Source organism: Nitrospira sp. ND1 (genome assembly GCF_900170025.1).
Taxonomy (GTDB): domain Bacteria; phylum Nitrospirota; class Nitrospiria; order Nitrospirales; family Nitrospiraceae; genus Nitrospira_A.
Window position 1 is genome coordinate 2,131,037 of sequence record NZ_FWEX01000006.1, and the last position, 21,772, is coordinate 2,152,808.

The 21,772-nt window shown below is 57.8% G+C and carries 21 protein-coding genes and 1 tRNA gene; 21 read left to right on the forward strand and 1 reads right to left on the reverse strand.

Translation table 11 applies throughout. The features are described 5' to 3' along the window. Nucleotides 1-16 precede the first annotated feature (16 nt). The 6 genes from NSND_RS14825 (at nucleotide 17) to rlmB (ending at nucleotide 4,341) form a co-directional block, all read left to right on the forward strand. Entirely contained in the window at nucleotides 17-370 is a 354-nt protein-coding gene (locus tag NSND_RS14825; protein WP_080879738.1) for a MerR family transcriptional regulator, read from the forward strand. Nucleotides 371-429: 59 nt separating this feature from the next. After that, a tRNA-Pro gene (locus NSND_RS14830) sits at nucleotides 430-506 on the forward strand. 166 nt (nucleotides 507-672) lie between these two features. Next, complete coding sequence (surE, locus tag NSND_RS14835) at nucleotides 673-1,488, forward strand: 5'/3'-nucleotidase SurE (RefSeq protein ID WP_080879739.1); 816 nt, start codon at nucleotides 673-675, stop codon at nucleotides 1,486-1,488. Between the two features lie 5 nt (nucleotides 1,489-1,493). Next, nucleotides 1,494-2,120 (forward strand): DedA family protein, encoded by a 627-nt coding sequence (locus NSND_RS14840; RefSeq protein WP_080880893.1) that lies wholly within the window; start codon nucleotides 1,494-1,496, stop codon nucleotides 2,118-2,120. Nucleotides 2,121-2,129: 9 nt separating this feature from the next. Continuing rightward, nucleotides 2,130-3,590 carry a cysteine--tRNA ligase gene (cysS, locus tag NSND_RS14845; RefSeq protein ID WP_080879740.1) on the forward strand — a complete coding sequence of 487 codons (1,461 nt, stop codon included), beginning with the start codon at nucleotides 2,130-2,132 and terminating at the stop codon, nucleotides 3,588-3,590. Beyond that, on the forward strand, nucleotides 3,565-4,341 hold the full coding sequence (gene rlmB / locus NSND_RS14850) for a 23S rRNA (guanosine(2251)-2'-O)-methyltransferase RlmB (RefSeq protein ID WP_235000264.1): 777 nt from the start codon (nucleotides 3,565-3,567) through the stop codon (nucleotides 4,339-4,341). Before cysS ends, rlmB begins: the two co-directional genes overlap by 26 nt. Nucleotides 4,342-4,358: 17 nt before the next feature. Here rlmB and NSND_RS14855 read toward each other — a convergent pair whose 3' ends face one another. Continuing rightward, complete coding sequence (locus tag NSND_RS14855; RefSeq protein WP_080879741.1) at nucleotides 4,359-4,649, reverse strand: LuxR C-terminal-related transcriptional regulator; 291 nt, start codon at nucleotides 4,647-4,649, stop codon at nucleotides 4,359-4,361. 215 nt (nucleotides 4,650-4,864) lie between these two features. Here NSND_RS14855 and NSND_RS14860 point away from each other — a divergent pair, with 215 nt between their 5' ends. The 15 genes from NSND_RS14860 (at nucleotide 4,865) to ybeY (ending at nucleotide 21,755) form a co-directional block, all read left to right on the forward strand. Then, complete coding sequence (locus NSND_RS14860) at nucleotides 4,865-5,638, forward strand: prepilin peptidase (protein ID WP_080879742.1); 774 nt, start codon at nucleotides 4,865-4,867, stop codon at nucleotides 5,636-5,638. 291 nt (nucleotides 5,639-5,929) lie between these two features. After that, nucleotides 5,930-6,364 carry a GspH/FimT family pseudopilin gene (locus NSND_RS14865; RefSeq protein ID WP_080879743.1) on the forward strand — a complete coding sequence of 145 codons (435 nt, stop codon included), beginning with the start codon at nucleotides 5,930-5,932 and terminating at the stop codon, nucleotides 6,362-6,364. A gap of 20 nt (nucleotides 6,365-6,384) precedes the next feature. Then, the gene (locus NSND_RS14870) at nucleotides 6,385-6,888 is read left to right on the forward strand and encodes a type IV pilus modification PilV family protein (protein WP_159450804.1); all 504 of its coding nucleotides are present in this window, start codon (nucleotides 6,385-6,387) and stop codon (nucleotides 6,886-6,888) included. Nucleotides 6,889-6,896: 8 nt separating this feature from the next. Beyond that, nucleotides 6,897-7,661, forward strand: a complete 765-nt coding sequence (locus tag NSND_RS14875) for a hypothetical protein (RefSeq protein WP_080879745.1) — start codon at nucleotides 6,897-6,899, stop codon at nucleotides 7,659-7,661. A 30-nt stretch (nucleotides 7,662-7,691) separates the two neighbouring features. Continuing rightward, nucleotides 7,692-9,167, forward strand: a complete 1,476-nt coding sequence (locus tag NSND_RS14880) for a pilus assembly PilX family protein (RefSeq protein ID WP_143833570.1) — start codon at nucleotides 7,692-7,694, stop codon at nucleotides 9,165-9,167. Between the two features lie 104 nt (nucleotides 9,168-9,271). Beyond that, nucleotides 9,272-11,071: a GspE/PulE family protein gene (locus tag NSND_RS14885; protein WP_235000265.1), complete on the forward strand. Its 1,800-nt coding sequence runs from the start codon at nucleotides 9,272-9,274 to the stop codon at nucleotides 11,069-11,071. Nucleotides 11,072-11,449: 378 nt separating this feature from the next. Then, entirely contained in the window at nucleotides 11,450-11,926 is a 477-nt protein-coding gene (locus NSND_RS22180) for a prepilin-type N-terminal cleavage/methylation domain-containing protein (RefSeq protein WP_159450931.1), read from the forward strand. 7 nt (nucleotides 11,927-11,933) lie between these two features. Further along, nucleotides 11,934-12,458 (forward strand): prepilin-type N-terminal cleavage/methylation domain-containing protein, encoded by a 525-nt coding sequence (locus tag NSND_RS14895; protein WP_159450805.1) that lies wholly within the window; start codon nucleotides 11,934-11,936, stop codon nucleotides 12,456-12,458. Nucleotides 12,459-12,478: 20 nt separating this feature from the next. Then, entirely contained in the window at nucleotides 12,479-13,582 is a 1,104-nt protein-coding gene (locus tag NSND_RS14900; protein ID WP_159450806.1) for a PilW family protein, read from the forward strand. Nucleotides 13,583-13,596: 14 nt separating this feature from the next. Then, nucleotides 13,597-14,229, forward strand: coding sequence for a PilX N-terminal domain-containing pilus assembly protein (locus NSND_RS14905; RefSeq protein ID WP_080879750.1), 633 nt, complete (start codon nucleotides 13,597-13,599; stop codon nucleotides 14,227-14,229). A 16-nt stretch (nucleotides 14,230-14,245) separates the two neighbouring features. Beyond that, on the forward strand, nucleotides 14,246-14,575 hold the full coding sequence (locus NSND_RS14910; RefSeq protein ID WP_080879751.1) for a hypothetical protein: 330 nt from the start codon (nucleotides 14,246-14,248) through the stop codon (nucleotides 14,573-14,575). 77 nt (nucleotides 14,576-14,652) lie between these two features. Further along, nucleotides 14,653-19,086: a pilus assembly protein gene (locus NSND_RS14915; RefSeq protein WP_080879752.1), complete on the forward strand. Its 4,434-nt coding sequence runs from the start codon at nucleotides 14,653-14,655 to the stop codon at nucleotides 19,084-19,086. Further along, nucleotides 19,071-20,108, forward strand: a complete 1,038-nt coding sequence (locus NSND_RS14920) for a putative Ig domain-containing protein (RefSeq protein WP_080879753.1) — start codon at nucleotides 19,071-19,073, stop codon at nucleotides 20,106-20,108. Before NSND_RS14915 ends, NSND_RS14920 begins: the two co-directional genes overlap by 16 nt. Nucleotides 20,109-20,223: 115 nt before the next feature. Then, nucleotides 20,224-21,285, forward strand: a complete 1,062-nt coding sequence (locus tag NSND_RS14925; protein WP_080879754.1) for a PhoH family protein — start codon at nucleotides 20,224-20,226, stop codon at nucleotides 21,283-21,285. Beyond that, nucleotides 21,285-21,755 (forward strand): rRNA maturation RNase YbeY, encoded by a 471-nt coding sequence (gene ybeY / locus NSND_RS14930; protein WP_080879755.1) that lies wholly within the window; start codon nucleotides 21,285-21,287, stop codon nucleotides 21,753-21,755. Before NSND_RS14925 ends, ybeY begins: the two co-directional genes overlap by 1 nt. Nucleotides 21,756-21,772: the final 17 nt, after the last annotated feature.

The window sequence follows — 21,772 nt, forward strand, 5'->3', positions numbered from 1 at the left end:
AGCATGAGGACCGGTCATGGGGAATGAGCCCCGACTGGGAAGTAAAGTTTTTTACAAAATCGGCGAAGTCAGCAAGATTTCCAAACTGCCGGCTTATGTCTTGCGGTTTTGGGAATCGGAGTTTAGCTTCCTGAGACCGAAGAAGAGCCGTGGGAATCAGCGGCTCTATGTGCAGAAAGATGTAGATACGGTACTGGAGATCAAGCGGATGCTCTATGACGAGGGGCATACGCTGGCCGGGGTTAAGCGCTACTGGGCTCGTCGAGGACGAGTTACCGTGAAGAAGCTGGGCTCGCGGAAAGAGCTGGCACAACGTGTCAGGGGCGATCTCCAGGCGATCATTAGAATGATCGATTCCCATTCGTCCTGAACCGTTCTTGTGATGCGGGCGGCTGCGTCCAATTGTGGGTACATCGATGTCGTGTGTGTCGGGGCGTAGCGCAGCCCGGTAGCGCACTCGCTTGGGGTGCGAGGGGTCGTGGGTTCAAATCCCGCCGCCCCGACCATCGGCACGATGTTCTCTAACACTGTCAGTGTCCTGAGGGACGTTGATCATTGCGGACGATCTTGTGAGCTTGTTCGAGTGCGTTCCTGCCTCTTTCGTCCCCACTCTTGATCCAGCGGTTTCGGTGCTCCCCTTTCACGACGTGTGCGAAGCATAAAGGAGCGGTTGTGGCGCGTGTACGGATCCTTGTGACCAATGACGATGGAATTACGTCTCCCGGGATTCACGCGGTCGCGGCGGCGTTGGGTGCATTGGGGGAGGTGTGGATTGTCGCACCCGACCGGGAGCGCACGGCAGTCGGGCATGCGGTCACGTTACATAAGCCCCTTCGTCTTACCAAGATGGCACCCCGTGTATTTATGGTGAACGGGACGCCCGTAGACTGTGTCAACTTGGCTCTGGTGAAGGTATTGCCAGGGCGGCCGTCGTTGATTGTGTCGGGGATTAATCGAGGGGTCAATCTCGGCGACGATGTGATGTATTCCGGCACCGTGTCGGGGGCTCTGGAAGGAACGATCCTAGGCATTCCTTCGATAGCCGTGTCTCAGGAAGGCAACGAGACATTTCGATTCGATGTCGGAGCGCAGTATGCGGCTCGAGTGGCTGCTGAGGTATTGCGGCATGGATTGCCGCCGGAAACGATCCTGAACGTGAATATTCCGAATGTTCCGGTCCGGTCGATCAAGGGTGTGAAAGTGACCTGTTTGAGTCGGCGTCGTTTCAACAACCCCATCGTTGAAAAAGTCGATCCGAGGGGTCGGAAGTATTACTGGATCGCCGGGACGCGTCAGTCGTGGAGTCGCGAGAACGATGCCGACCACGAAGCGCTGGAGCAGCGCATGGTGTCGGTGACCCCGATTCATCTCGACACGACCCATCATGAGGTGCTGGAACAGTTCAAGGCGTGGGAGCAACCGCTCTCGCGACCATCCGCGCGTCCCAAAACGGTGAAGCCGCATCCTCGAAGGAGAGCCCAGGCGTGACCGGATTGATCGAGTGGCTGATAGAAGTGCTCGGCCGGTTCGTGATCGCCACGATTTCGACGTTCGGCTATACGGGTATTGTCATTACGATGGCGATCGAAAGCGCCTGTATCCCGCTGCCGAGTGAAATCATCATGCCGTTTTCCGGCTACCTGGTCTCCACCGGCCAATTCTCGATGATGGGCGTGACCCTTGCCGGCGCCATCGGGAACGTGCTGGGGTCGTTGGTGGCCTACTACGTGGGTGTGTGGGGAGGGCGACCGTTTGTCGAGCGCTATGGCCGATATGTTCTGGTGTCGCAGCATGATATGGAACTGGCCGATCGGTGGTTTGCGAAACATGGAGAGGCGGCGGTGTTGATCGGCCGTCTACTGCCCGTAGTTCGAACGTTCATCTCTCTCCCGGCGGGGATTGCGCGCATGGACGTCAAGAAGTTCGTGCTCTATTCATTTGTCGGAGCGCTTCCCTTCTGTTATGCGTTGGCCTATGTGGGCTTGAAGATGGGGGAGCACTGGAATCAATTACGTCAGTATTTCCATCACGCGGATCTGGTGATCGGGTTGTGTCTTGCCGTGGGCCTCGGGTATTTTCTCTGGTCCCACTGGCCGAAGCGTCGTCCGTCTATGGAGTAATTGCGCGTTATGTTGCGTGTCCACAATACCCTGACCGGAAGCAAAGAGCCGTTTGAACCCTTGGTGCCCGGCAAGGTCCGCATGTATGTGTGCGGGGTGACGGTGTACGACTATTGTCACATCGGACATGCGCGGAGTGCGCTGGTGTTCGACGTGTTGCGCCGGTATCTGGAATATTCAGGTTTCGTCGTCGAGTTTGCCAAGAACTTCACGGATGTCGATGACAAGATCATCAAGCGGGCGAATGAACAGGGCGTGAGCTGCGAGCACGTCACCACCACCTACATCAACGCCTATTACGAGGATATGGACAAGCTCGGTGTGCGCCGCGCGACGCTCGAACCCAGAGCGACGGAACATATCGCCGACATTGTGAGGCTTGTCGACACGTTGCTCGCCAAGGGAATGGCGTATCGTGTCGACGGGGATGTCTATTTCCAGGTCGATCGGTATCCGGTGTACGGCCGGCTCTCGAAGCGGAACGTCGATGATTTGCAGGCAGGAGCACGGGTGGATGTCGATGAGCGGAAACGGCACCCGATGGATTTCGCGCTGTGGAAAGGCAGCAAGCCCGGTGAGCCTTCCTGGGATAGCCCCTGGGGCCCGGGTCGTCCCGGCTGGCATATCGAATGTTCCGCTATGGCCATGCGGCATCTTGGTGAAACCTTCGATATCCATGGCGGCGGGATGGATCTCATTTTCCCCCACCACGAAAATGAGATCGCGCAATCCTGCGGGGCCACGGGCAAGGAGTTCGCGCGGTACTGGGTGCACAACGGGTTCGTGCAGATCAATCAAGAGAAGATGTCCAAGTCGCTGGGCAATTTTTTTACTATTCGCGAAATCTTTCAGAAGTCGGAATGGTCCGACACGGTGACCGGCGAGATGCTGCGCTATTTCCTCCTTTCTACACACTATCGAAGCCCCTTGGATTTTTCCGATCAGAGTCTGAACGAAGCGAAAAACGCACTCAACGGATTTTACGATCTCTTTGAACGGCTGAATGAATCGGCCCCAGCCCATGGTGCGGCCGATCAGCAGATGCAGGAGTCCACGATGCGGGCGCGAGCGGCATTCGTGGCCGCCATGGACGATGATCTGAATACGCCCAATGCGGTGGCCGCCTTACAGACGTTACGTGGGGAAGCGAACAAGGCTCTCGAGGTCGGATTGTCCGGTGAGATGCGCCGGGTGGTGCGGCAAGAGTTCCGCGTCTTAGGGATCGTCCTGGGACTCCTCCAGACCGACACCTGGCGATTTAAAAGTCAGCGGCAGCAGCCATCATCCGGCGGAGCGGAGGCATCCACGGACACCCTGTCAGATGAGGACATTGCCGACAAGCTAGCCGCACGTCTCGCCGCAAAGCGATCGAAGAATTACCAACTCGCCGACCAGTTACGAGCAGAGTTGGCCTCCCATGGCATTACGATTGAGGACCGGCCGGATGGCACCAGTCGATGGAAACGATAACTCGCTGGAGGTGATCTACGGCCTCCACGCCGTGCGCGAAGCGCTTCGCGCCGGGGTTCGTCCGATCCAACGTCTCCTCGTGTTGGGAACCGACCGACAGTTCGGGGAAATCGCGCGTCTGGCCAGGGATCAGCGTGTGCCCGTGCGAGTGGAACCGCGGGCTGCATTGGATCGCCTGGTTCCTTCCGGTCACCACCAGGGGGTGGTGGGTGTGGTCGCTGCCAAAGCCTATGCGGAGCCGGACGATATTCTCGCTTCCGCACAGGCTGAAGGGCAGACGCCACTGCTGGTCCTGTTGGACGGTGTGGAAGACCCGCACAACCTCGGGGCGATTCTGCGAACGGCCGAGGCGTCGGGTGTGCAAGGCGTCTTTATTCCGGAGCGCCGCGCAGTGGGGCTGACGAGTGTCGTGGCAAAGGCCTCTGCCGGGGCTGTCGATTACATGCCCGTCGGGCGCGTGCCGAATCTGTCGCGCTTGATCGAACGTCTTCAAGGCGCAGGCATCTGGGTCTATGCGTTGGATGCTGAGGCTCCGAAGCCCTATACCGCGCTGGATTTCAGCGGCCCGGTAGCGCTCGTCTTCGGCGGGGAAGGGACGGGGGTTCGCCCAGGGGTGCGTGACGCCTGCGATGAGGCCGCCCACATTCCCATGATGGGGAAAGTCAGCTCGCTCAATGTCTCGGCATCAGCAGCCATCGTGCTGTATGAGGCATTGCGTCAACGTCGGGAAGGTGCGGGAAAGAAGCCGTAAGGAAGGATGCGAAGGGCTCACCGGAGCTTCAGCATTTTCCCTTGGATGGCGGCCTTGAGCAGTTGGGCGGTATTGGAGACCCGGATCTTTTTCATCATATTCGCCCGATGCGCCTCGACTGTCTTGACGCTGATCTTTAACCGCTGAGCAATTTCTTTGTTCTTGAATCCGGTCCAGATCAACTCAAGGATTTCCTGCTCGCGGGTTGTGAGGGCTTCGGGACGTCGTTTGCGAGGGGGAAGGACCGGATCCGGTGCGGATACTTTGGCTCGACTTTTCGTGGTCTTGGCGACTGGCGACATGTACATCTAGCTCCACTTCAGGTAAAGGCAATTCACTGATTGAGGTTTGCGATCTTCCGCGCCCAAATTGCTCCCGGATTATACGCAGTGCCCCCGGCGTTTGTAAATGGAAAGAGCCAAGACGAGGGGGCCTTGTGCCTGCTCTTATTGACCTAGGATTAAATACGTATACTTAGGAGGGGGATCATGTCGAGCCTGGCCACATTGTTTCAGGAATGTTCATGATTTCATACGTTACGGTACTGCTATTCGGCGCGGTGATTGGCAGTTTTTTGAATGTCTGTATCTACCGCCTGCCGCGTGAAGAGTCGGTTGCCTGGCCGGCCTCTCACTGTCCCTCCTGTCGCCAGGCCATTGCTTTCTACGACAACATTCCGATTGTGAGTTATCTGCTTCTGCGGGGCCGCTGCCGGGCCTGCCATGCGCCAATTGCGATTCAGTACCCAGTGGTGGAAGCGGCCAACGCGATCGGATACGTGCTGGTCTTTTGGACGTTTGGGTTTGCGCCGGCGGCCTGGGCCTATGCGGCGCTGGCGTCTGCGCTTATCGTGGTGACGGGGACCGACCTTTCCCATACGATGATCCCGGACGCCGTTACGCTGCCGGGAATCGTCATCGGTCTGCTGTGTGCCATCTTGATCCTCCCGATCGGACTTGTCGATTCCTTGCTCGGTGTGTTGTTGGGCGGCGGGATCTTATGGTTTTTAGCTTGGATCAGTCCCTATGTTTTCGGGAAGGAAGGGATGGGGGGCGGGGATATCAAGCTGATGGCCATGGTCGGGGCCTTCCTTGGCTGGCAGCCGGTGTTGTTGGCGATTATGATCGGATCTTTTCTGGGGTCCATTGTCGGTGTCGGGCTCATCGCCATCGGGGTCATGCGGCGTGAGCAGTACATTCCATTCGGACCGTTCTTGGCAGTGGGATCAATCCTTGCCCTGTTGTTTCATCAGCCCCTGCTTGAGTGGTATTGGGCGCTGATCGACATTCCTCAGTAACTGCCTTCAAATCGTTACCCAGAGCCAATTTCAAAGGATCAGCGCCTCGCCGAACTGTATCTGAACGGATGACTGACTGTATCCGATTCGGAACAGTTCATAACTGTTCACGCGCTTTTTTCTGTCCTACCTCAGGTAACATTCCACGGCTCACGGCAGATTTCCTCAACATTTCTATAGCTTCGCCGGCCGCTTCGTAGAAGAGGCGGCCTCATTGCTTCTACAGGCGTCGGGAATGAGAAACGGCATGGAACTTGGAAATGCTCTACGCGCTCGAAGAAAGGAGCCGGTATGAACGAACGTGGCGGGAGTCTTGTGGAGCTGTGTACGGTAGTCGCGATCATCGGGATTGTGGTGGGCGTGAGTGTGCCTGGATGGGCCGCCCTTGTCGCAAAACATCAACAGCGCGCGGTGATGGTGGAGATCGCATCGGAGTTGCGCATGGCCCGGCAATTGGCGATGGCGAGGCATGAGCGTATTCGAGTGGTCGTGGATGCGGAACAGTCTGAATTGCGCACGGAATGCATGGACTGTGACACAAGCTTGCTGCGCCGGTATGAGTTCGCTCACAAAGGCACGGCGGTTGAGTCGATGACGACGAAACCGGAAATCATGTTTCAGCCCAGCGGTCGTTCGGCCACGGCGACCACCATGGTCCTGGTCGACGGTCGTCGTGCGACACATCAAGTCACGGTGAGCATCACCGGACGGGTGACCCTGTCATGACCCAATGTGAGCCGAATCTTGTGACGCGACGATCTGCGTTGATGAGTGCCAGAGGGTTCACCCTCGTGGAGAGCATGGTGGCGTTGGTGGTGCTGTCGATCGGCGTGATCGGAACGATCGGCATGTGTGAATGGGCTGAGCGCGGTCTGCAGCGCGGGGCGTTGACGACAACCGCGCTGGCGCTCGCTGAATCACGCCTGGAGGCGAAGCGGAGTGTGGCGTGGGAGCGGTTGTTGATGGACGACGTGGACCAAGACGGAATAGTGGAGTCCGTCATGCACGACGATGGCTTGCAGGATGATCAGACGAACGGCGACGGCATCTTCACGGCCAGTGCCACCCAGTCCAACATCCGGCTTGTCTGGACCGTGGAACTGAATCGCGGCCACGAGCCGGCCGGGGCGAGCCTGGCGACTATCGAGGCGCGTGCAATCTTCCGGACTATGGGAGGGCAGGAGAAAGAGGTTCGCGTTCGCACGATCAGGGCCAATCCTCGGTATGTCGGCCTGTCTGTGTTGTCATGAGGCGCGGCATGGTCAACGGTTCGAACGCGCCGAAGCGCATGAATATTGGGTGGTGCCTCGGCTCTGCCGGAGCGAGTCTCATAGAACTCCTCATCGCAATGGCGATCAGCAGTATCGCAATATCCGCTTCGATTCATGTCTTTTCCTCAGTCGGCTTGCGGTTCAGCGGACAGCATTCGACGATGGTGACGAATCAGGACCTGCGCCTCGGACTGGATGTGCTGTGCAGCGAAGTACGTCTGGCTGGAGCCGGGTTGCTAGGTGAAGACTCGCCGTTTCTCAAGGCGAAGTCGGACGAGATCGAATTCTTCGCCAACTTGAGTGGTGCGTCGACTACGCTGACACAAGTCGCAGAAATCGGCCGCCAGGATCTCCCCGTCGAAGACGGAGCCGGTTGGCCGAAAGGCAAGCAACTACTGGTGTGCACAGCCGTGCATTGCGCCTGGAATCAGTTGGCTGCCGATGGACGGAAGCAGACGCTGACATTGGTGACACCGACTGCCGAACAGTTTCCTGTGCGTAGCGCCATATTCCTGCTGAATCGAGTGCGTTACTACGTGAAGCGCCAGGATGATGGGGCGATGCGGGTCATGCGTGATGTGGATGGCGGTGCGAGTACGCTCTTGGGCGATGTGAGTCAGTTCGATCTGCAATATTTTGATAGGGATGGGCGTGTGACGACGGACTTGAGCGAGGTGGTGCGGGTACGTTTGGCGATACAGGCCGGACGACAAGGATCGAGGCTGGTGCGGGACGTGGCAATCCGGATGTAATAGGTAAAAGGAATAACTATGAAGACAAGCATGGGACGATCACGAATTGCGGTGCGGCGAGATGAGAGGGGAATGGCGTTGTTGGCGGTGCTCATGGTGGTGTTTCTGCTGACCTTGCTGGGGATGACTTCTATGCAGTTGGCCGGCCAGGAGATCGTCGGCGCCAGTGCGTTACAAGAGGAACGGCTTGCGCACCACGCCGCTGAAGCGGCGGTTGATGTGGTGATGGGATGGTTTCATGATCCTGCGCTGCATCCGCAGGGAGTCGAGACGACGTGGTTGACGAAACGGCTGGTGAATGCACAGGGAGATGCCTCCTATTTCGATGCACAGGGGCGCGCACAGTTTGCGGGAACCGGTGCGTCTCCGGATGTGGTCTTCGATGCGGCCCATGCTCAGCACGACCGGCTTATGAACGATCCTCAAACGGGTTGGTTCAAATCCCTCAAGGGGCTTGCGAGGATTCTCAAGTTACGAGTCTATGGGGCGACGCGGCCAGGACTGCTCTGCACGGTGGAGGTGACGGCCGGAGCCGGCCATACCTCACGGGTAACGAAAACAGTATCAGTCGAATTCGGCGCCTATGCTGTTCCGGCGCTGCACGCGCCGATCCAGGGCGGCACAGTGGGAAATGAGTCCGCGCCATCCTCAGCCGGTTCCGTGTTCGCCCATTGGGGCGACATGGTGGTACGTGGCAAGGCGTATTTCCCTCGGCCGGAGGCGGTCCCGATGAAGAGCGGGTTGGCGCCGGTGACGGGGCAGTCCTATGACGAAATGACGCACCGCGAGGATCGCTGGTTCACCATCCGACTCGGTGGCGACGCCTTTTTTGCGCAGCTTCCGGCAGAGGCCTGGTCGGGAGTTCCACTGAATCTTCACACGCACCAGGATCCGGTGCCCGGTCTCAAGGTAGACCAGTGGGATTACGACACCTTGAAGCGAATGGCCACGCAGTTCGGGCAGTACTACGGCATAGACCGGGATGGATTGCTCTATGCCGGCGGTGTGATTCAGCCAGGAGCGGGGCACCCAGCCTCGGAAGTGTTTGCCTCGAGGGGCCCCGGTGACCATCGTGGATTGATCTTCGTCGACACGCTTGATGGGATGCCGCCACGACCGGATAATTTGGGGACGATCGTGCTTGATCAAGAGTATGCCGAGGGCATCTTCATTGTGAATGCGCATGTGCTCTGGAAGGCAGGGGCGCATGGGAAACCGGTTTCAGCTCTCAGTCCACCGCCGGAAGGTCAGCAATCTCTTGGAGCCAGGATTCCTGTTCAACTGTCCGGTATTCATCTGCAGGGTGTTCTGTATGTCGCGGGTGACGTGCGGTATGCAGGGCATCTCAAAGTCTACGGTGGGGTGGTGGCACAAGGGGCGATCGTGGACGGCACGAACGGGTCGGGGATGTTGGACGTTTGGTACAACCACGACCTCCGCGATGGGCTGGTGCAGGGCATGCCGCTGGTGTTTGTGGCCCCTGGAAGCTGGCAGGCCAAAATTTGACGGCAGCGCTACGAGGTTGATGCGGTTACTCTGTCAGCATGTTGAGTTCAGACAATCATCTACAATCGAATCGTCTCCACGGTATTCAGAAAGGAATCGGTCCCATGAGTCGTGCCACGGTGCCCATGTTACCAGTCAGTGAGTGTTCCCAAGCGGTCAGCCCTTTGGCGCAGACGCGCTCCGCCACTTGCTACCACCGGCTCGTCGAACAGGGTTTTCTACAACAGGAGGAGTTAGTGCTCGCCACGGCTGAAGCCGCGCGAAAACGGCTCGATGTGGCGACCGTGCTCATGGAGCGGTATCGGATACCGAAGCCGGCGCTCGGTGCCGCACTGGCAGAATTCTATGACTGCCCGTTTCTCGCCTATGACGAGCGCACGGTCATGGAGCGGGAGTTATTGAAGAATCTCAGCTTGGATTATCTTCGGATGAACCATTGGGTTCCGCTCAGGCGTCAGGGCAACGGAATCGAAGTCCTGATCGACGACCCGCACAATCCGGACAAGCTGTTCGATGTGCGGCGAGCGTTTCCAGGCCAGGCACTGTCCTATCGTGTCGGACTCCGTTGCGATATTGCACGGTTGTTGAATGCCATTCAAGGGCGTGAGTCGGGCGATGCGATATCCGACATTCTTGGCGAGCTGGTCAGTGAAGCGCAGCTCGAAGAACAACAAAATGCGACGATTGCGGCAATCACGGAAAACGATTCGGCCATCGTCCGGCTCGCCAATCAGATCATTACCGACGCCTATCGGCGCGGGGCATCGGATATCCATATTGAGCCCTATGCCGATCGAAAGGAAACGGCTGTGCGCTTCCGCGTCGATGGCACCTGCTTTACGTACATGAAGATTCCGGCGGCCTATCGCCGGGCGATCGTCTCCCGCCTGAAGATTATGGCCAGTCTGGACATTGCCGAGCGGCGCAAGCCGCAGGATGGCAAAATCCGGTTCAAGTTGGGTACGGGGCAGGAGATCGAATTGAGGGTGGCAACACTTCCCACTTCGGGCTTCAATGAAGATGTTGTGATTCGCCTGCTGACCGCCCACGGAGCTCGCCGCTTGGAGGATCTGGAGTTCAGCGACGGCACACGCCGGCTCGTAGGACAGTTGGCTCAAAAGCCGCATGGCATCGTCCTGTGCGCCGGTCCGACCGGATCAGGAAAGACCACCACCTTACATGCCATTCTGGCGTCGATTAATACCGATGAGCGAAAGATCTGGACGGCGGAGGATCCGATCGAGATTACGCAAGATGGATTGCGGCAGGTGCAGGTTCATCCCAAGATTGGACTCACTTTTGCCACGACCATGAGGGCCTTCCTGAGAGCAGATCCGGACGTGATCATGATCGGGGAAATGCGGGACAAGGAGACGGCGGATATTGCCATTGAAGCCTCTCTGACCGGACACTTGGTGTTCAGTACCATTCATACGAATAGTGCCGTCGAGACTGTGGTGCGATTGCTCGATCTGGGGTGCGACCCGTTCAATTTTTCAGATGCCATGTTGGGAGTGTTGGCGATGCGGTTGTGCAAGCGCATCTGTCCCAACTGCCGCGAGGCCTACCATCCCACGAGCAGCGAATATGACGAACTCGTGCAGGCCTTTGGGGAGGGTGATTGGGAAGGCGTGCATCCTGCATATAATCTGGGGCTCACACTGTTTCGTGGACGAGGGTGTGACACGTGTAACCAGACCGGGTACCGTGGACGAGTGCCCATCCATGAGTTGATGGTGGTGTCTGATTCCATGAAGGCACTGATTCAGGCCAGGGCGCGCACCGGGGAACTACTCACACTCGCAAAGAGTGACGGGATGAGGACGTTGGTGCAAGACGGTATCGAGAAAGTGCTGCAAGGACTCACCACGTATAAACAGGTGCGGGCAGTTGCGATCAAATAGTGCCCTCGCGTTCGCCGTGTCTCACGTTTTGCCCAGGGCGATACTCTCCGTTCAAGGCCGCTCCTGCTTGTTAATTATGCGCGGGTGAACGTCAGAAACAGCCCGCTTGATCTGGCGCCTATCCTGGGTGAGTTTTTCCGGTCTCTGCCCGCATCAAGAGGTTGGTCGCGGCTTCTCTTGCGCCCTTCCTCTCTCATCATTCCTGGCCCACCAGTAGGTGAAGTACGCCAGACATCCGACAAAAATTGTCATCGAAGTGATCACGGAACGCTCGGAATTGTACGCCGTCCAGTATGAATGGGTTTGATATATCAATCTGTTAGGCCATCGTCCCATGTCATATCCATCGGCATGGCACTTGCTCATCTGGCTGTTGCCATGTGTGTCTCTATCTCTCTCCAACGGTCTGCTGCTGTCCACCGCCAGAGGGGCTTCACCCTTATCGAGGTGATGATAGCGGTCGCGATTGTCGGGATTCTGGCCATGGTGGCCGTCCCCAACTATCTTCAATGGAATGCCCGCTATCAGCTGAAACAAGCCACAACGGAATTGGCTGGCAGTCTCAACCTGGCCCGGATGGCAGCGATGAATCGGAATCTTGCCGTCACAGCCACATTGGTCCTTGTGTCGGGCAGGGTGAATGTCGATTTCGGAGGTGCGTTAGCCCCTATTGTGTTGCCCCAGGCCGTCGTCGGATTCACGGGAGGTCCGACGATTCAATTCACCCAGCAAGGGTTGAGCGGGGCTGCGGCGAATGTTCCTGTGGCGCTGACGTCCCAACAGGGGACCACCTATTCCGTGGTCGTCACTCCGGCAGGCAAGGTGAACTGGTGTGCGCATGCGACGTGCCCATAGAGGCCCAATGAAACACCGTCAAAACTCACACCCCTGCTTCAGTCTGCTCGCCGCCGCACAGCGGGGGTTTACGCTGTTGGAAGCCATGATTGCGGCCGGTGTGCTCTCGGTCGGACTGTTGGGATTAGCGGGTCTCTCGGGGATGTCGCTGGGCAAGAATGTCGATGCCAACGACATGTCGCGCGTGACCAATATCGCCGCCGATATGGCGGAGCGCATTCAAAATAACCGGCAGCGTGTTTTGGACTACCATAACACCAACACGAGCGTGGCCTGCGCGCAGAGCGCGAACACTCAACGCATGGCGTTGGGAGATTGCACCCAATGGCAGGCGCTCGTGGCGAATTCCGGTCTCACGGGTGCCACTGGACTTGTCACCGCGGCCCGCCTTGATCCGGACCCCACCGCGAATCCGGTGACGATGAACCGGTTCCTTGTCACGGTGACCGTCAGCTGGCAAACCAGACAGACGGATGTGAGCACGGCTCGGACCAAGACCGCGATATTTACGACGGTGGTCGCGCCGGAATAGGCGTAGCCTGGAGCATGACGATGCGTAGATTCGACTGGAACCAGCAGGGCTTCACTCTCGTGGAACTGATGGCAGCTGTCCTGATCACGGTGGTGATTGTGGCGGCGACGATGACCACGGTAGTCACTTCGAATCGCGCCAATGTCGTCAACACGCAGGTCGCAGACACGCAGCAGAATGTTCGATTGGCCATCGACTTGCTCAGCAGGGATATCAAACTGGCCGGCTTTAATTACAATGCGACCGATCCGGCAACCGGATCCGTGGGCGCGTGTAATGCCACCATCGGCGCCATCGTCAAGCCGGTTGGACTGCTGCCCCAAGACCAAACGCCGACAGGTGCGGATACCGGGACCGATAGCGTGTCGATGGTGCTGCCGGTGATGAATACGACAGGGTGGACGCTGACGGCGGCGGTCGGTGGAACGCCGAACAATAAGACGTATGACAACAGCATCAGTCTTTCCGGAGCCGTTATGACGGAGATGGTTGCACAAGGTCTTGTGGTCGGATCGACGATTTCCATCGGCGGTGCATTGTCAAAGACGGTGCAGGCTGTCAATGCCACTTCGATTGGCTTCGGTACCGGAAACTTCGTCGATGGACAATTCCCGGTCGGCACGCCTGTGTATTTGATGCAATGCGTGCGGTATCAAGTGGTGGCGAATACGCCGGCGACCTGCGGCAGTGACACGCCTTGCCTCGTGCGAAACAACGTGCCGCTGGTCGATGGCGTGGAAGACTTGCAACTCGCCTATGCCTGTGACGGCTGCAATCAAGCCGTCCCCAATCCCTTATTCCCGGACGGGGTTGTCGATGATCAAGATGCCTCCTCGACGTCGGGATTTCCCACCTTCACGCAGGGAGATTTTGTCTCCAACAGTGCGTGGGCGATTGCCCCGTGGACGCCGGATAAGATCAGGCTGGCGCAAGTGAGCCTGGTGGTGAGGCCGACGAATGCGGATGACGGTCTAGATGAGAAGGGAACCAAGGCCGTCAATACCACCGGGCCTGTGATCGTCGGCGACCATAATCCATCTGCGGATGCGGGTTATAACGCGAGTACTTATATGCAACAGCGCCGGCGCGTGATGATCCGCACGATTCAACCGAGAAACCTGTAACGAGAGACGACGTGATGAATCTGCAACAGGGCATGCACGGCGCGGGTCGCGAGGGCGGAGGAGCCGGATTGAACAATCAGCAGGGCATCGCATTGCTCACCGTCATGTTGATGTTGTTGATTCTCACCATACTCGGCATCGCCTCCATCACGGTGACCAGCATGGAGAATCGAATGGCGGGATTTTTCCGCACGACCGAGGCTGTGGTAGCGGCTGCCGATTCGTGTGAAGGACTGGCCGCGAACATCATTCAGCAGACGTTGTCCCCTCCAGGCGTGCTCCCGGCTTCGTTCATCGCGCCGACGGGGCCGGTTCCGACGGCCAATGCCACCACATTGTACGCAGAAATTTATGGCTACGATCTGCCGTCGCCGGCTCCGGCAAATACACCGGCTGTCAACTATGCGGATGTGGCGAGCACCGCACCGAATTTTGTGATGACGAATCTTCCCGGATTCACAGTCAACGGCGACATCGATCTCTTGTATACGCATACGAAGAGTGGGCAGGGCACAGGAGTGGCCGGCACAGAACATGTCTATCGGATTACCTGCATGGCGAGTAACCCCGCGACCGGTTCCAATAGCACGGTGACCTCGGTGTACGGCTGTTTGGACGGCGATACCTGTGTCAAGAAAATCAACTGAGAGAGGGAGCATGGCGATGAACAACACAGCGTTTATTGTGGTGCTCGGCCTGCTGACACTCGGACAGACGATGCCTTCCGTGCCGTCTATCAGTCTCGCGGAGACAGCGCAAGGCCCGGAGGCGATGCTGTTTTCGACCGTCGGGTTTCAGTCCGGCGTGATCGACGTGGTGCAAGGAGCAAGCATTCGCATCGATGGTCGTAGTTATGTCTTGAAGTCCGCGGTGGTGGTCGTCAATCACGAGGGGGAACCGCTCGAGATCGAGCGGATCATTCCCACTTCGCTCGTCAAGTTTCATCTGAAAGAGGGCCACATCGACAAGATGGTGGTCACGTTGCCGCAATAGCGCATGAAAGGACTTGTCTCAACTTGTAGCCGAGAATCGACGGCTGTTGTCCTGCTTGAGATAAGGAGGAAGAACGCATGAATCGCCGAACCTTTGTCGCTGTGATGTTGGTGGCCGGCAGCCTGAGTGCTGCGTTGCTTGGCTCCCGTGATGCCGTCGCCGTCGTGTCCAACGCCGATTACACGGCTGTGCCGGCTTTCGTGTCGAACGCGACGACGCCGAATATCATTGTGGTGATGGACAACTCGGGCAGTATGAGCAATCGAGCCTGTGAATCGTCGTCGTGTGGGACGTTGGCGGATGGGAGCACGTCGACTACGACCACATGGACCAATACTACACGGTACTCCGGGTACTTTGATTCGCTGCGTTGCTATACCTACAACACAACCGATACTCGATTCGAGAGCGGAACCGGCAAGACCGCATTGGCGACAGCCTGTCCGGACACGGAATGGGACGGGAATTTCTTGAACTGGGCGACGTTGCGCCGGTTCGATGCGGTGAAGCGAGCGATGATCGGAGGAGATTGTACCAGCACGAGAGCTGCCGACGGCACCTGCCCGACGAGCGGCACTCCGGCTCTAAAGACTGTTCGGGCGCAGGGTGCGGGTCTGAGTAATGAACGCGCAGACGTCAATTATGGCGGCGGGACCGGAGCTAATACCTATGTCGGCCGTATTCCATTGGCCGATAGAGGCAGCGATCCAGCAACAATCTCGATTGGTCTTTCGGCAAGCGGAACACCGGCTGCGCCCTACTTCTGTGTGGACAATGACACGACGTTCAATAGCAACTGCGGTGACTCATACAGCGTTCGGAAGTATGAATTGAAAGTCGGGTACTCATCTGAACCTACCGGAGTCATTCAGCAGATCGGCAGCAAGGCGCGGTTCGGGCTGGTTGAGTTTAAGTCCAGCAGCGAAGGCGCGCGTATGCTGGTGGGAGCTGGATCGCGCCAGTCGATCGACTGGGCGGACGGCGACGTTGAGACGTTCACGACAAACACCGCGGCCATGGTTGATGCGGTGCAGGAGTCGTATCCTTCGACATGGACTCCGTTGAGTGAGGCGTTATATGAAACCGCACGGTATGTCGCGCAGATCCAATCCACTTTTGCGACGGGCTATGTCTACCCGATCGCCTTTTCCGGTGGCATTTCAAACGGCGTCAATTTTGCCACGAGCGGTGCCGGTTCGATCGGAACAAGTGAAATAACGGCATTGGTCGGTACTGAAACGTGCCCCGCCGGATATATCACGAGTGCCTGTGGCCGAGACCCGTATTTTTTTGGACAAAACCATACCCCGCCATGGTCCGCCAGTTCTCAGGTTGTGGCCTGCTGTCGGACGTTTGTGATCGTCTTTACGGACGGCGAACCGACACAAGACCAGAATATCCCGACGGCTCTGCAAGACTATGCGCATGCCCATCATGGGCAGCATTGCACCGGGAGCGATGGCGCAGCTCCTCCGCGTACCATCGATGGCACCTGCAATACACACGCAGCCACTCCTTTCAGTGATCTGTTGGCAGAGCACAAAACGAGTTATGCTGATAGCGGCAGCCACTACTTGGATGACGTCGCCTATTGGGCCCACACGACCGACCTCCGGCCTTGTAGCGGCACGACTGACGGCACCATCGCAGGTTTAACAGTCACCGGGCATTGCATCGCAGGGACTCAGAGCCTGACGGTGTACTCCTTCTTTGCGTTCGGCAACATCAATGGTCGCGGAATCCTGGCCCAAGCGGCCCGGTTGGGCGGGTTCGAGGATTCGAACAATGACGGCGTCCCTCAAACGAATGAATGGGATAAGGAAAACAACCTCACGGGAGCGGCGACGCCGGACGGTATCCCGGACGCCTATTTCGAATCCTCCAACGTTGACGATCTTCAGGACAAGCTGCTCGCCACAATCGCAAGCATTCTCAGGCGAAGCGCGTCCGGTTCATCGGTATCCGTCCTGGCTACTGCCTCGACCGGTGAAGGGGCCTTGTATCAATCGTATTTCTTTCCCAGCACGATCGAGCCCTCGACGCTGAGCGATGTGAAATGGACCGGCTATACGCAGGCCCTGTTCATTGACACGTTCGGCAATACCCGAGAGGACACGAATCAGGACGGTCGTCTCGACTACAAAGTCGACAAAATCATCAAGACCCGTTTTGACTCCGCGTCGAATTCGGTGAAGGTCGACAAATATGTAGATTCGGATGGCGATGGATTGCCGAACGATCAGAATAGCGATGGCGTGGTGACGACGGCGGATTGCAATCCGTGCGGGCAGGCATTGAGCGATATTCTTCCGATTTGGGAAGCCGGGAAGCAACTGGCGTTGAAAGACTCCACCACCCGCACCATCCTGACATGGGTCGATTCCGATCATGACGGCGTGGTTGATTCCGGCGAACAGCTGGCATTCACGACAGCCAACGAGCCGACGCTCCGACCATACCTTCGTGCCGCGTCCAGTGCGGAAGGGACCAAGATCATTAATTTTGTGCGTGGGTGCGATGTGGGGACATGCGCGGAACAGGCGACGACGAGGGATCGCCGTCTTCAAGTTCCGGCCGGGAGCGGGAGCCTGAAGGTGTGGAAACTCGGGGATGTCATTCACTCCACTCCGACGGTGGTTGCGGGTCCGAAGGACCGGCATGATGCCATCTATGGGGATCAGAGTTATTCGGCATTTCTCCAGAAATGGTACAACCGCAGACAGGTTGCCTACGTGGGGGGAAACGACGGCATGCTGCACGCGTTCAACGCGGGTTATTACCATCCCGGCGATGATGCGAGTGCCTCTGCTCCCGCCAATACGACTGAACACGGCTGGTTTACGACTGCCCCTGCTGACAATTCCACCGGGGCTCCATTAGGGGATGAATTGTGGGGATTTGTACCCTATGAACTCCTTCCGCAGCTGGAGTTTTTGAGCCGTGCCGACTACCAGCATACGTATTATGTTGATTTGCCGCTCAAAGTGGCGGATGTCCGCATCTTCACTCCAGACACCGATCATCCGAACGGGTGGGGCACGATCCTGATCGGCGGATTCAGAATGGGGGGAAGTTGCGGCGCCTGTTCGGCGGGAACCGGTGCGCCGCCGATGACGGTCAATATCAGCGGCACGGACTACACCTTCTACAGTTCGTACTTTGCGATGGATATCACGAATCCCGATGCTCCCAAATTGCTCTGGTCGTTCAGCAGTTCGAGTTTGGGGTTGACGACCAGTGCTCCTACCGTGGTTCGCGTGAATCCCGCGGCCGATGCCAAGGCCAGCAATACGAACGCGAAGTGGTACATGGTGGTCGGGTCTGGCCCGACCGGATATGACGCCAGCGTAGTTCAAAGTGCAAAAGTCTTTGTCGTCGACCTTGCGACGGGCCCGGGTAGCGGCAACAGCCTCGTGACGTCGTATTCGGTGGGGTCCTGGAATTCGTATATCGGAGACATCACGGCTTTCGATCGAGATCTCGATTACCGTCACGATGTCGTGTATTTCGGGCGAGTGATTCATGACGGAGCGCTTCCCTGGCGGGGCAAGATGTATCGTTTGACCATGGGAGCAGGGGGAGCTACGGCCAAGTTCGGTACGGTCACCAGTCCGACTCAGTGGGGCATCGCCTCGGGAAGTGCTCGCGTGCCCACGGAGATGCTGGATACGTTCGTATCAGGGGCGGAGATGGGCCCCGTTGCGACCGCGCCTTCCGTGACCACAGACGATGCGGCTAACGTGTGGGTCTTTGCGGGCAGCGGGCGGTATTACAGCAAATCCGATAAGACCGACGTGTCCACGCAATACTTCGTGGGGTTGAAAGACTCGGTCCTCAATTCCGGATGCAATCAATCAGCCGGCGCGCTCAACTGCATGGACAATGATCTTGTGGATGTCTCGAATGCCACCGTCTGTGTGGTGGGAGTCGGCGATTGTGGTCAGGCCAGTGGAACCAACCAAGTCTCCGGCGTGTCCGGTGCCACGACGTTTACCGGTTTGATCGGATTGGTTCAGAGTAAAGATGGTTGGGTGACTAAACTGGTCGAACCCGCCAACCCACCGACTAACCCAGTCCCTTACGGCATCGGCGAACGTGCTGTGAGTAGCCCAACGGTATTCGGAGGGGTGGTGTTTTTCCCCACCTTTATTCCAACGAACGACATCTGCGTGTCATCCGGAACGAGCCGACTCTGGGCACTCTTCTATAAAACGGGGAGTGCATATCAAGAGCCGATCATCGGAACGACTACCTCAGGAGCGAATCAAACGGTCAATAAGTTCGGCTCTCTTGGAGAAGGATTGGCGTTCGGTATCGTGGTCCATATGGGCTCAGGACGGGACGGCGGCAGTCCGTTCGGCCTCCTGATCAATATGAGTCAGGGAAACTTCGGTGACTGTGCAACCTGCGGGTTCGGTGGAGGGTCTCCCGGAGGTCTTCCGAGCTCAAACATCGGGGCCAATGTTGCGATTGATCCACGGAGCCGGTACTTCTCATGGACGAACATGTGATGATCCCCTTTGCACAGGCAAAACACGGGAGGGTGGGGGGGCTCCGTCCCCTTGCCTTTCCTCAGGCAACTCGCCTGGGCTTGATGGCCCTCGCGATCGCTGTCTACGGCGGTTGTTCGTCTTCCCCTCAGGACGGCGGGATTCCCGGGGACGGCCCGAACAATAACCACCCTCCGACTGTCCGCCTCGTGACCATCGTTCCCAATCCCTTGATATTGACTGGGCCCATCACTGCACATGTTGCGGCCGATGACCCAGACGGTACCGAACCGACCAAGCGATTCCAGTGGATCGTCAACGGGGTTTCGGTACCTGGTGCGACGGAGCATGAGCTCCCTACTGACCATGTGAAGCGCGGCGACACGGTCGCGCTCGAAGTGGTGGTGTCTGATGGCCAGGCAGAGAGCGCTTCGTATCGCACAGAGCCGGTGATGGTGGTGAATACGCCTCCTCTCGTGTCACGAGTGACAATTGAGCCAGATTCATCCGATAAGGGGAATCGGGTCCTCGCCAAGGTCGAGGCGTTGGACCCTGACCATGACGATATCCAATACGTCTATCGTTGGTGGCGTAACGACAAGCAGGTGAAAGAAGGCGAGGAAAACGTTCTTGATACAACCGGGTTTGGCCGAAAGGATATTGTGGCGGTCGAAGTCGTCGCAAAGGATCAGGATGCGACGGCCGCACCTGCTCGATCAGTGCCGATCGTCCTCGGTAATTCACCGCCACAGATCCTCTCAAGTCCGGCCGCGTTGACCAATAGAGAGCAATACGAGTACGTCGTCCAAGCGAAGGATGTCGATGGCGATAGCATCAGCTATGGGCTCGAGACAGGGCCTCCAGGGATGACGATCGACAAGGCGACGGGCCACGTGACCTGGAAAGTGACGCCGGGTGTCGGGGGAACTCATCGCATCAAGATCATGGTGGAAGATGGGCAGGGTGGCACGGCCTGGCAGGATTTTGAGCTCTCGATACCCTCTACTGCCCAATCGCTGACGGTCCTCCCCACTCAAGGCTAGTCGGTTCCGGTGGGCCTCCTTATTTTCTGTTCTGTCCCCTCCGACCTTGTTCCGGACTTTCCCGGTTTGTTAGAATCTCCCTATCGTCCTGACGAAAGGAGTTTTCGACACCGGCGTGCGCAAGATCAAACTACGGGAAGGCACGAATACCGCAGCCCTGTTCGGGCACCATGATCGACACCTCAAGCTGATTGAGGAAGAGTTCGGTGTGCGATGCTCGGCGCGGGGTGAAGAAGTGACGGTGGAGGGTACGCCTGAGACCGTCAAGCAGGCGGAACGGGTTCTCAATGAGCTCGCTTCGTTGACGAATGAAGGGTATGACCTGCGGTCCGATGATGTGACGCATGCGCTGACCGCTCTCCGCCACAACCACGACGCTTCTCTCAAAGAACTGCTTTTCAGCGCTTCCCCCATCGTCACTCGGAAGCGATTCATCGTTCCGAAGACTCCGACTCAGAAATACTATCTGGACGCGATCGAAAAACACGACATCGTGATCGGTATCGGTCCTGCGGGCACGGGCAAGACCTATTTGGCCATGGCGATGGCGGTCAGTGCGCTGATGAAAAAAGATGTCAGCCGCATCATCCTCGCAAGGCCGGCCGTGGAGGCCGGCGAGAAGCTGGGGTATTTGCCCGGCGACATGTATGCCAAGGTCAATCCCTACCTTCGGCCACTCTACGATGCCCTGTTCGATATGATGGATATGGAACGGGCCAATCGTTTGATTGAGCGAGGGGATATCGAAATTGCGCCCCTTGCGTTCATGCGCGGCCGTACCCTGAACGATTCATTTGTGATCCTGGACGAAGCGCAAAACGCGACTGCCGAACAGATGAAGATGTTCCTCACACGGTTAGGCTTCCATTCGAAGGCCGTCGTGACGGGGGACATTACGCAGATCGACTTGCCGTCGGACCGGGTGTCCGGCCTCATCGAGGTGCGCGACATTCTTCAGGACATTGCCGGGATCGAGTTCGTCTACTTCGATGAGCGAGATGTCGTGCGGCATCGCCTTGTCCAGGAGATCATCAAGGCCTACGATCGCCATACGGCCAGTCCTGCGCCTCCGGCTCAGCCACGAAAAGGCGAGGCTCAGACGAAGGGCCATCGTTCGGATTCTAAGCCCACCCGTCCCGCGGCTCCTGCCACAGGTTCCTGGGGCCAGTCTCATTAATGCCGGTTGTGATCGGCATGCGGTTGACGCGGTGGCCCCTTCGCCTCGGCGCCCTCAAGCAACTCGCCACTCATGTCTTGCAAGCAGTCGGCGAAGCCGAGGCGCTTCTGAGTCTTGAGATCGTCGGCGATGTCAGGATGCGGCGCCTGAATCGAACCTTTCGTCATCGTGACAAGACGACGGATGTGCTGGCGTTTGCGACCAGGGAAGGGCCCGGGCCACCCTCGTCTCTTCTCGGGGACGTCGTTATTTCCCTGCCGCAGGCCATTCGTCAGGCGTGTGGTCATGAACAGGGCGTTGACCACGAGTTAGCGGTACTCCTGATTCACGGCATTCTCCATTTGTGCGGATATGACCACGAGCGTAGTGATGCGGAGGCGCAACGCATGAGCCGGCGCGAAAAGGCCGTGCTCCGCGCCGTTGCTCCGGTTCCACGGCTATTGGTGTCACGCGGATCGGATCAGGTATGATCTAGAATTTGATCGCC

Bases quoted from the DNA above. Each gene is read 5' to 3' on its own strand.
- NSND_RS14825 (WP_080879738.1), top strand. From the start codon at position 17: ATGGGGAATGAGCCCCGACTGGGAAGTAAAGTTTTTTACAAAATCGGC.
- cysS (WP_080879740.1), top strand. From the start codon at position 2,130: ATGTTGCGTGTCCACAATACCCTGACCGGAAGCAAAGAGCCGTTTGAA.
- rlmB (WP_235000264.1), top strand. From the start codon at position 3,565: ATGGCACCAGTCGATGGAAACGATAACTCGCTGGAGGTGATCTACGGC.
- NSND_RS14855 (WP_080879741.1), bottom strand. From the start codon at position 4,649: ATGTACATGTCGCCAGTCGCCAAGACCACGAAAAGTCGAGCCAAAGTA.
- NSND_RS14860 (WP_080879742.1), top strand. From the start codon at position 4,865: ATGATTTCATACGTTACGGTACTGCTATTCGGCGCGGTGATTGGCAGT.
- NSND_RS14865 (WP_080879743.1), top strand. From the start codon at position 5,930: ATGAACGAACGTGGCGGGAGTCTTGTGGAGCTGTGTACGGTAGTCGCG.
- NSND_RS14875 (WP_080879745.1), top strand. From the start codon at position 6,897: ATGGTCAACGGTTCGAACGCGCCGAAGCGCATGAATATTGGGTGGTGC.
- NSND_RS14880 (WP_143833570.1), top strand. From the start codon at position 7,692: ATGGGACGATCACGAATTGCGGTGCGGCGAGATGAGAGGGGAATGGCG.
- NSND_RS14885 (WP_235000265.1), top strand. From the start codon at position 9,272: ATGAGTCGTGCCACGGTGCCCATGTTACCAGTCAGTGAGTGTTCCCAA.
- NSND_RS22180 (WP_159450931.1), top strand. From the start codon at position 11,450: ATGTGTGTCTCTATCTCTCTCCAACGGTCTGCTGCTGTCCACCGCCAG.
- NSND_RS14895 (WP_159450805.1), top strand. From the start codon at position 11,934: ATGAAACACCGTCAAAACTCACACCCCTGCTTCAGTCTGCTCGCCGCC.
- NSND_RS14900 (WP_159450806.1), top strand. From the start codon at position 12,479: ATGCGTAGATTCGACTGGAACCAGCAGGGCTTCACTCTCGTGGAACTG.
- NSND_RS14905 (WP_080879750.1), top strand. From the start codon at position 13,597: ATGAATCTGCAACAGGGCATGCACGGCGCGGGTCGCGAGGGCGGAGGA.
- NSND_RS14910 (WP_080879751.1), top strand. From the start codon at position 14,246: ATGAACAACACAGCGTTTATTGTGGTGCTCGGCCTGCTGACACTCGGA.
- NSND_RS14915 (WP_080879752.1), top strand. From the start codon at position 14,653: ATGAATCGCCGAACCTTTGTCGCTGTGATGTTGGTGGCCGGCAGCCTG.
- NSND_RS14920 (WP_080879753.1), top strand. From the start codon at position 19,071: ATGGACGAACATGTGATGATCCCCTTTGCACAGGCAAAACACGGGAGG.
- ybeY (WP_080879755.1), top strand. From the start codon at position 21,285: ATGCCGGTTGTGATCGGCATGCGGTTGACGCGGTGGCCCCTTCGCCTC.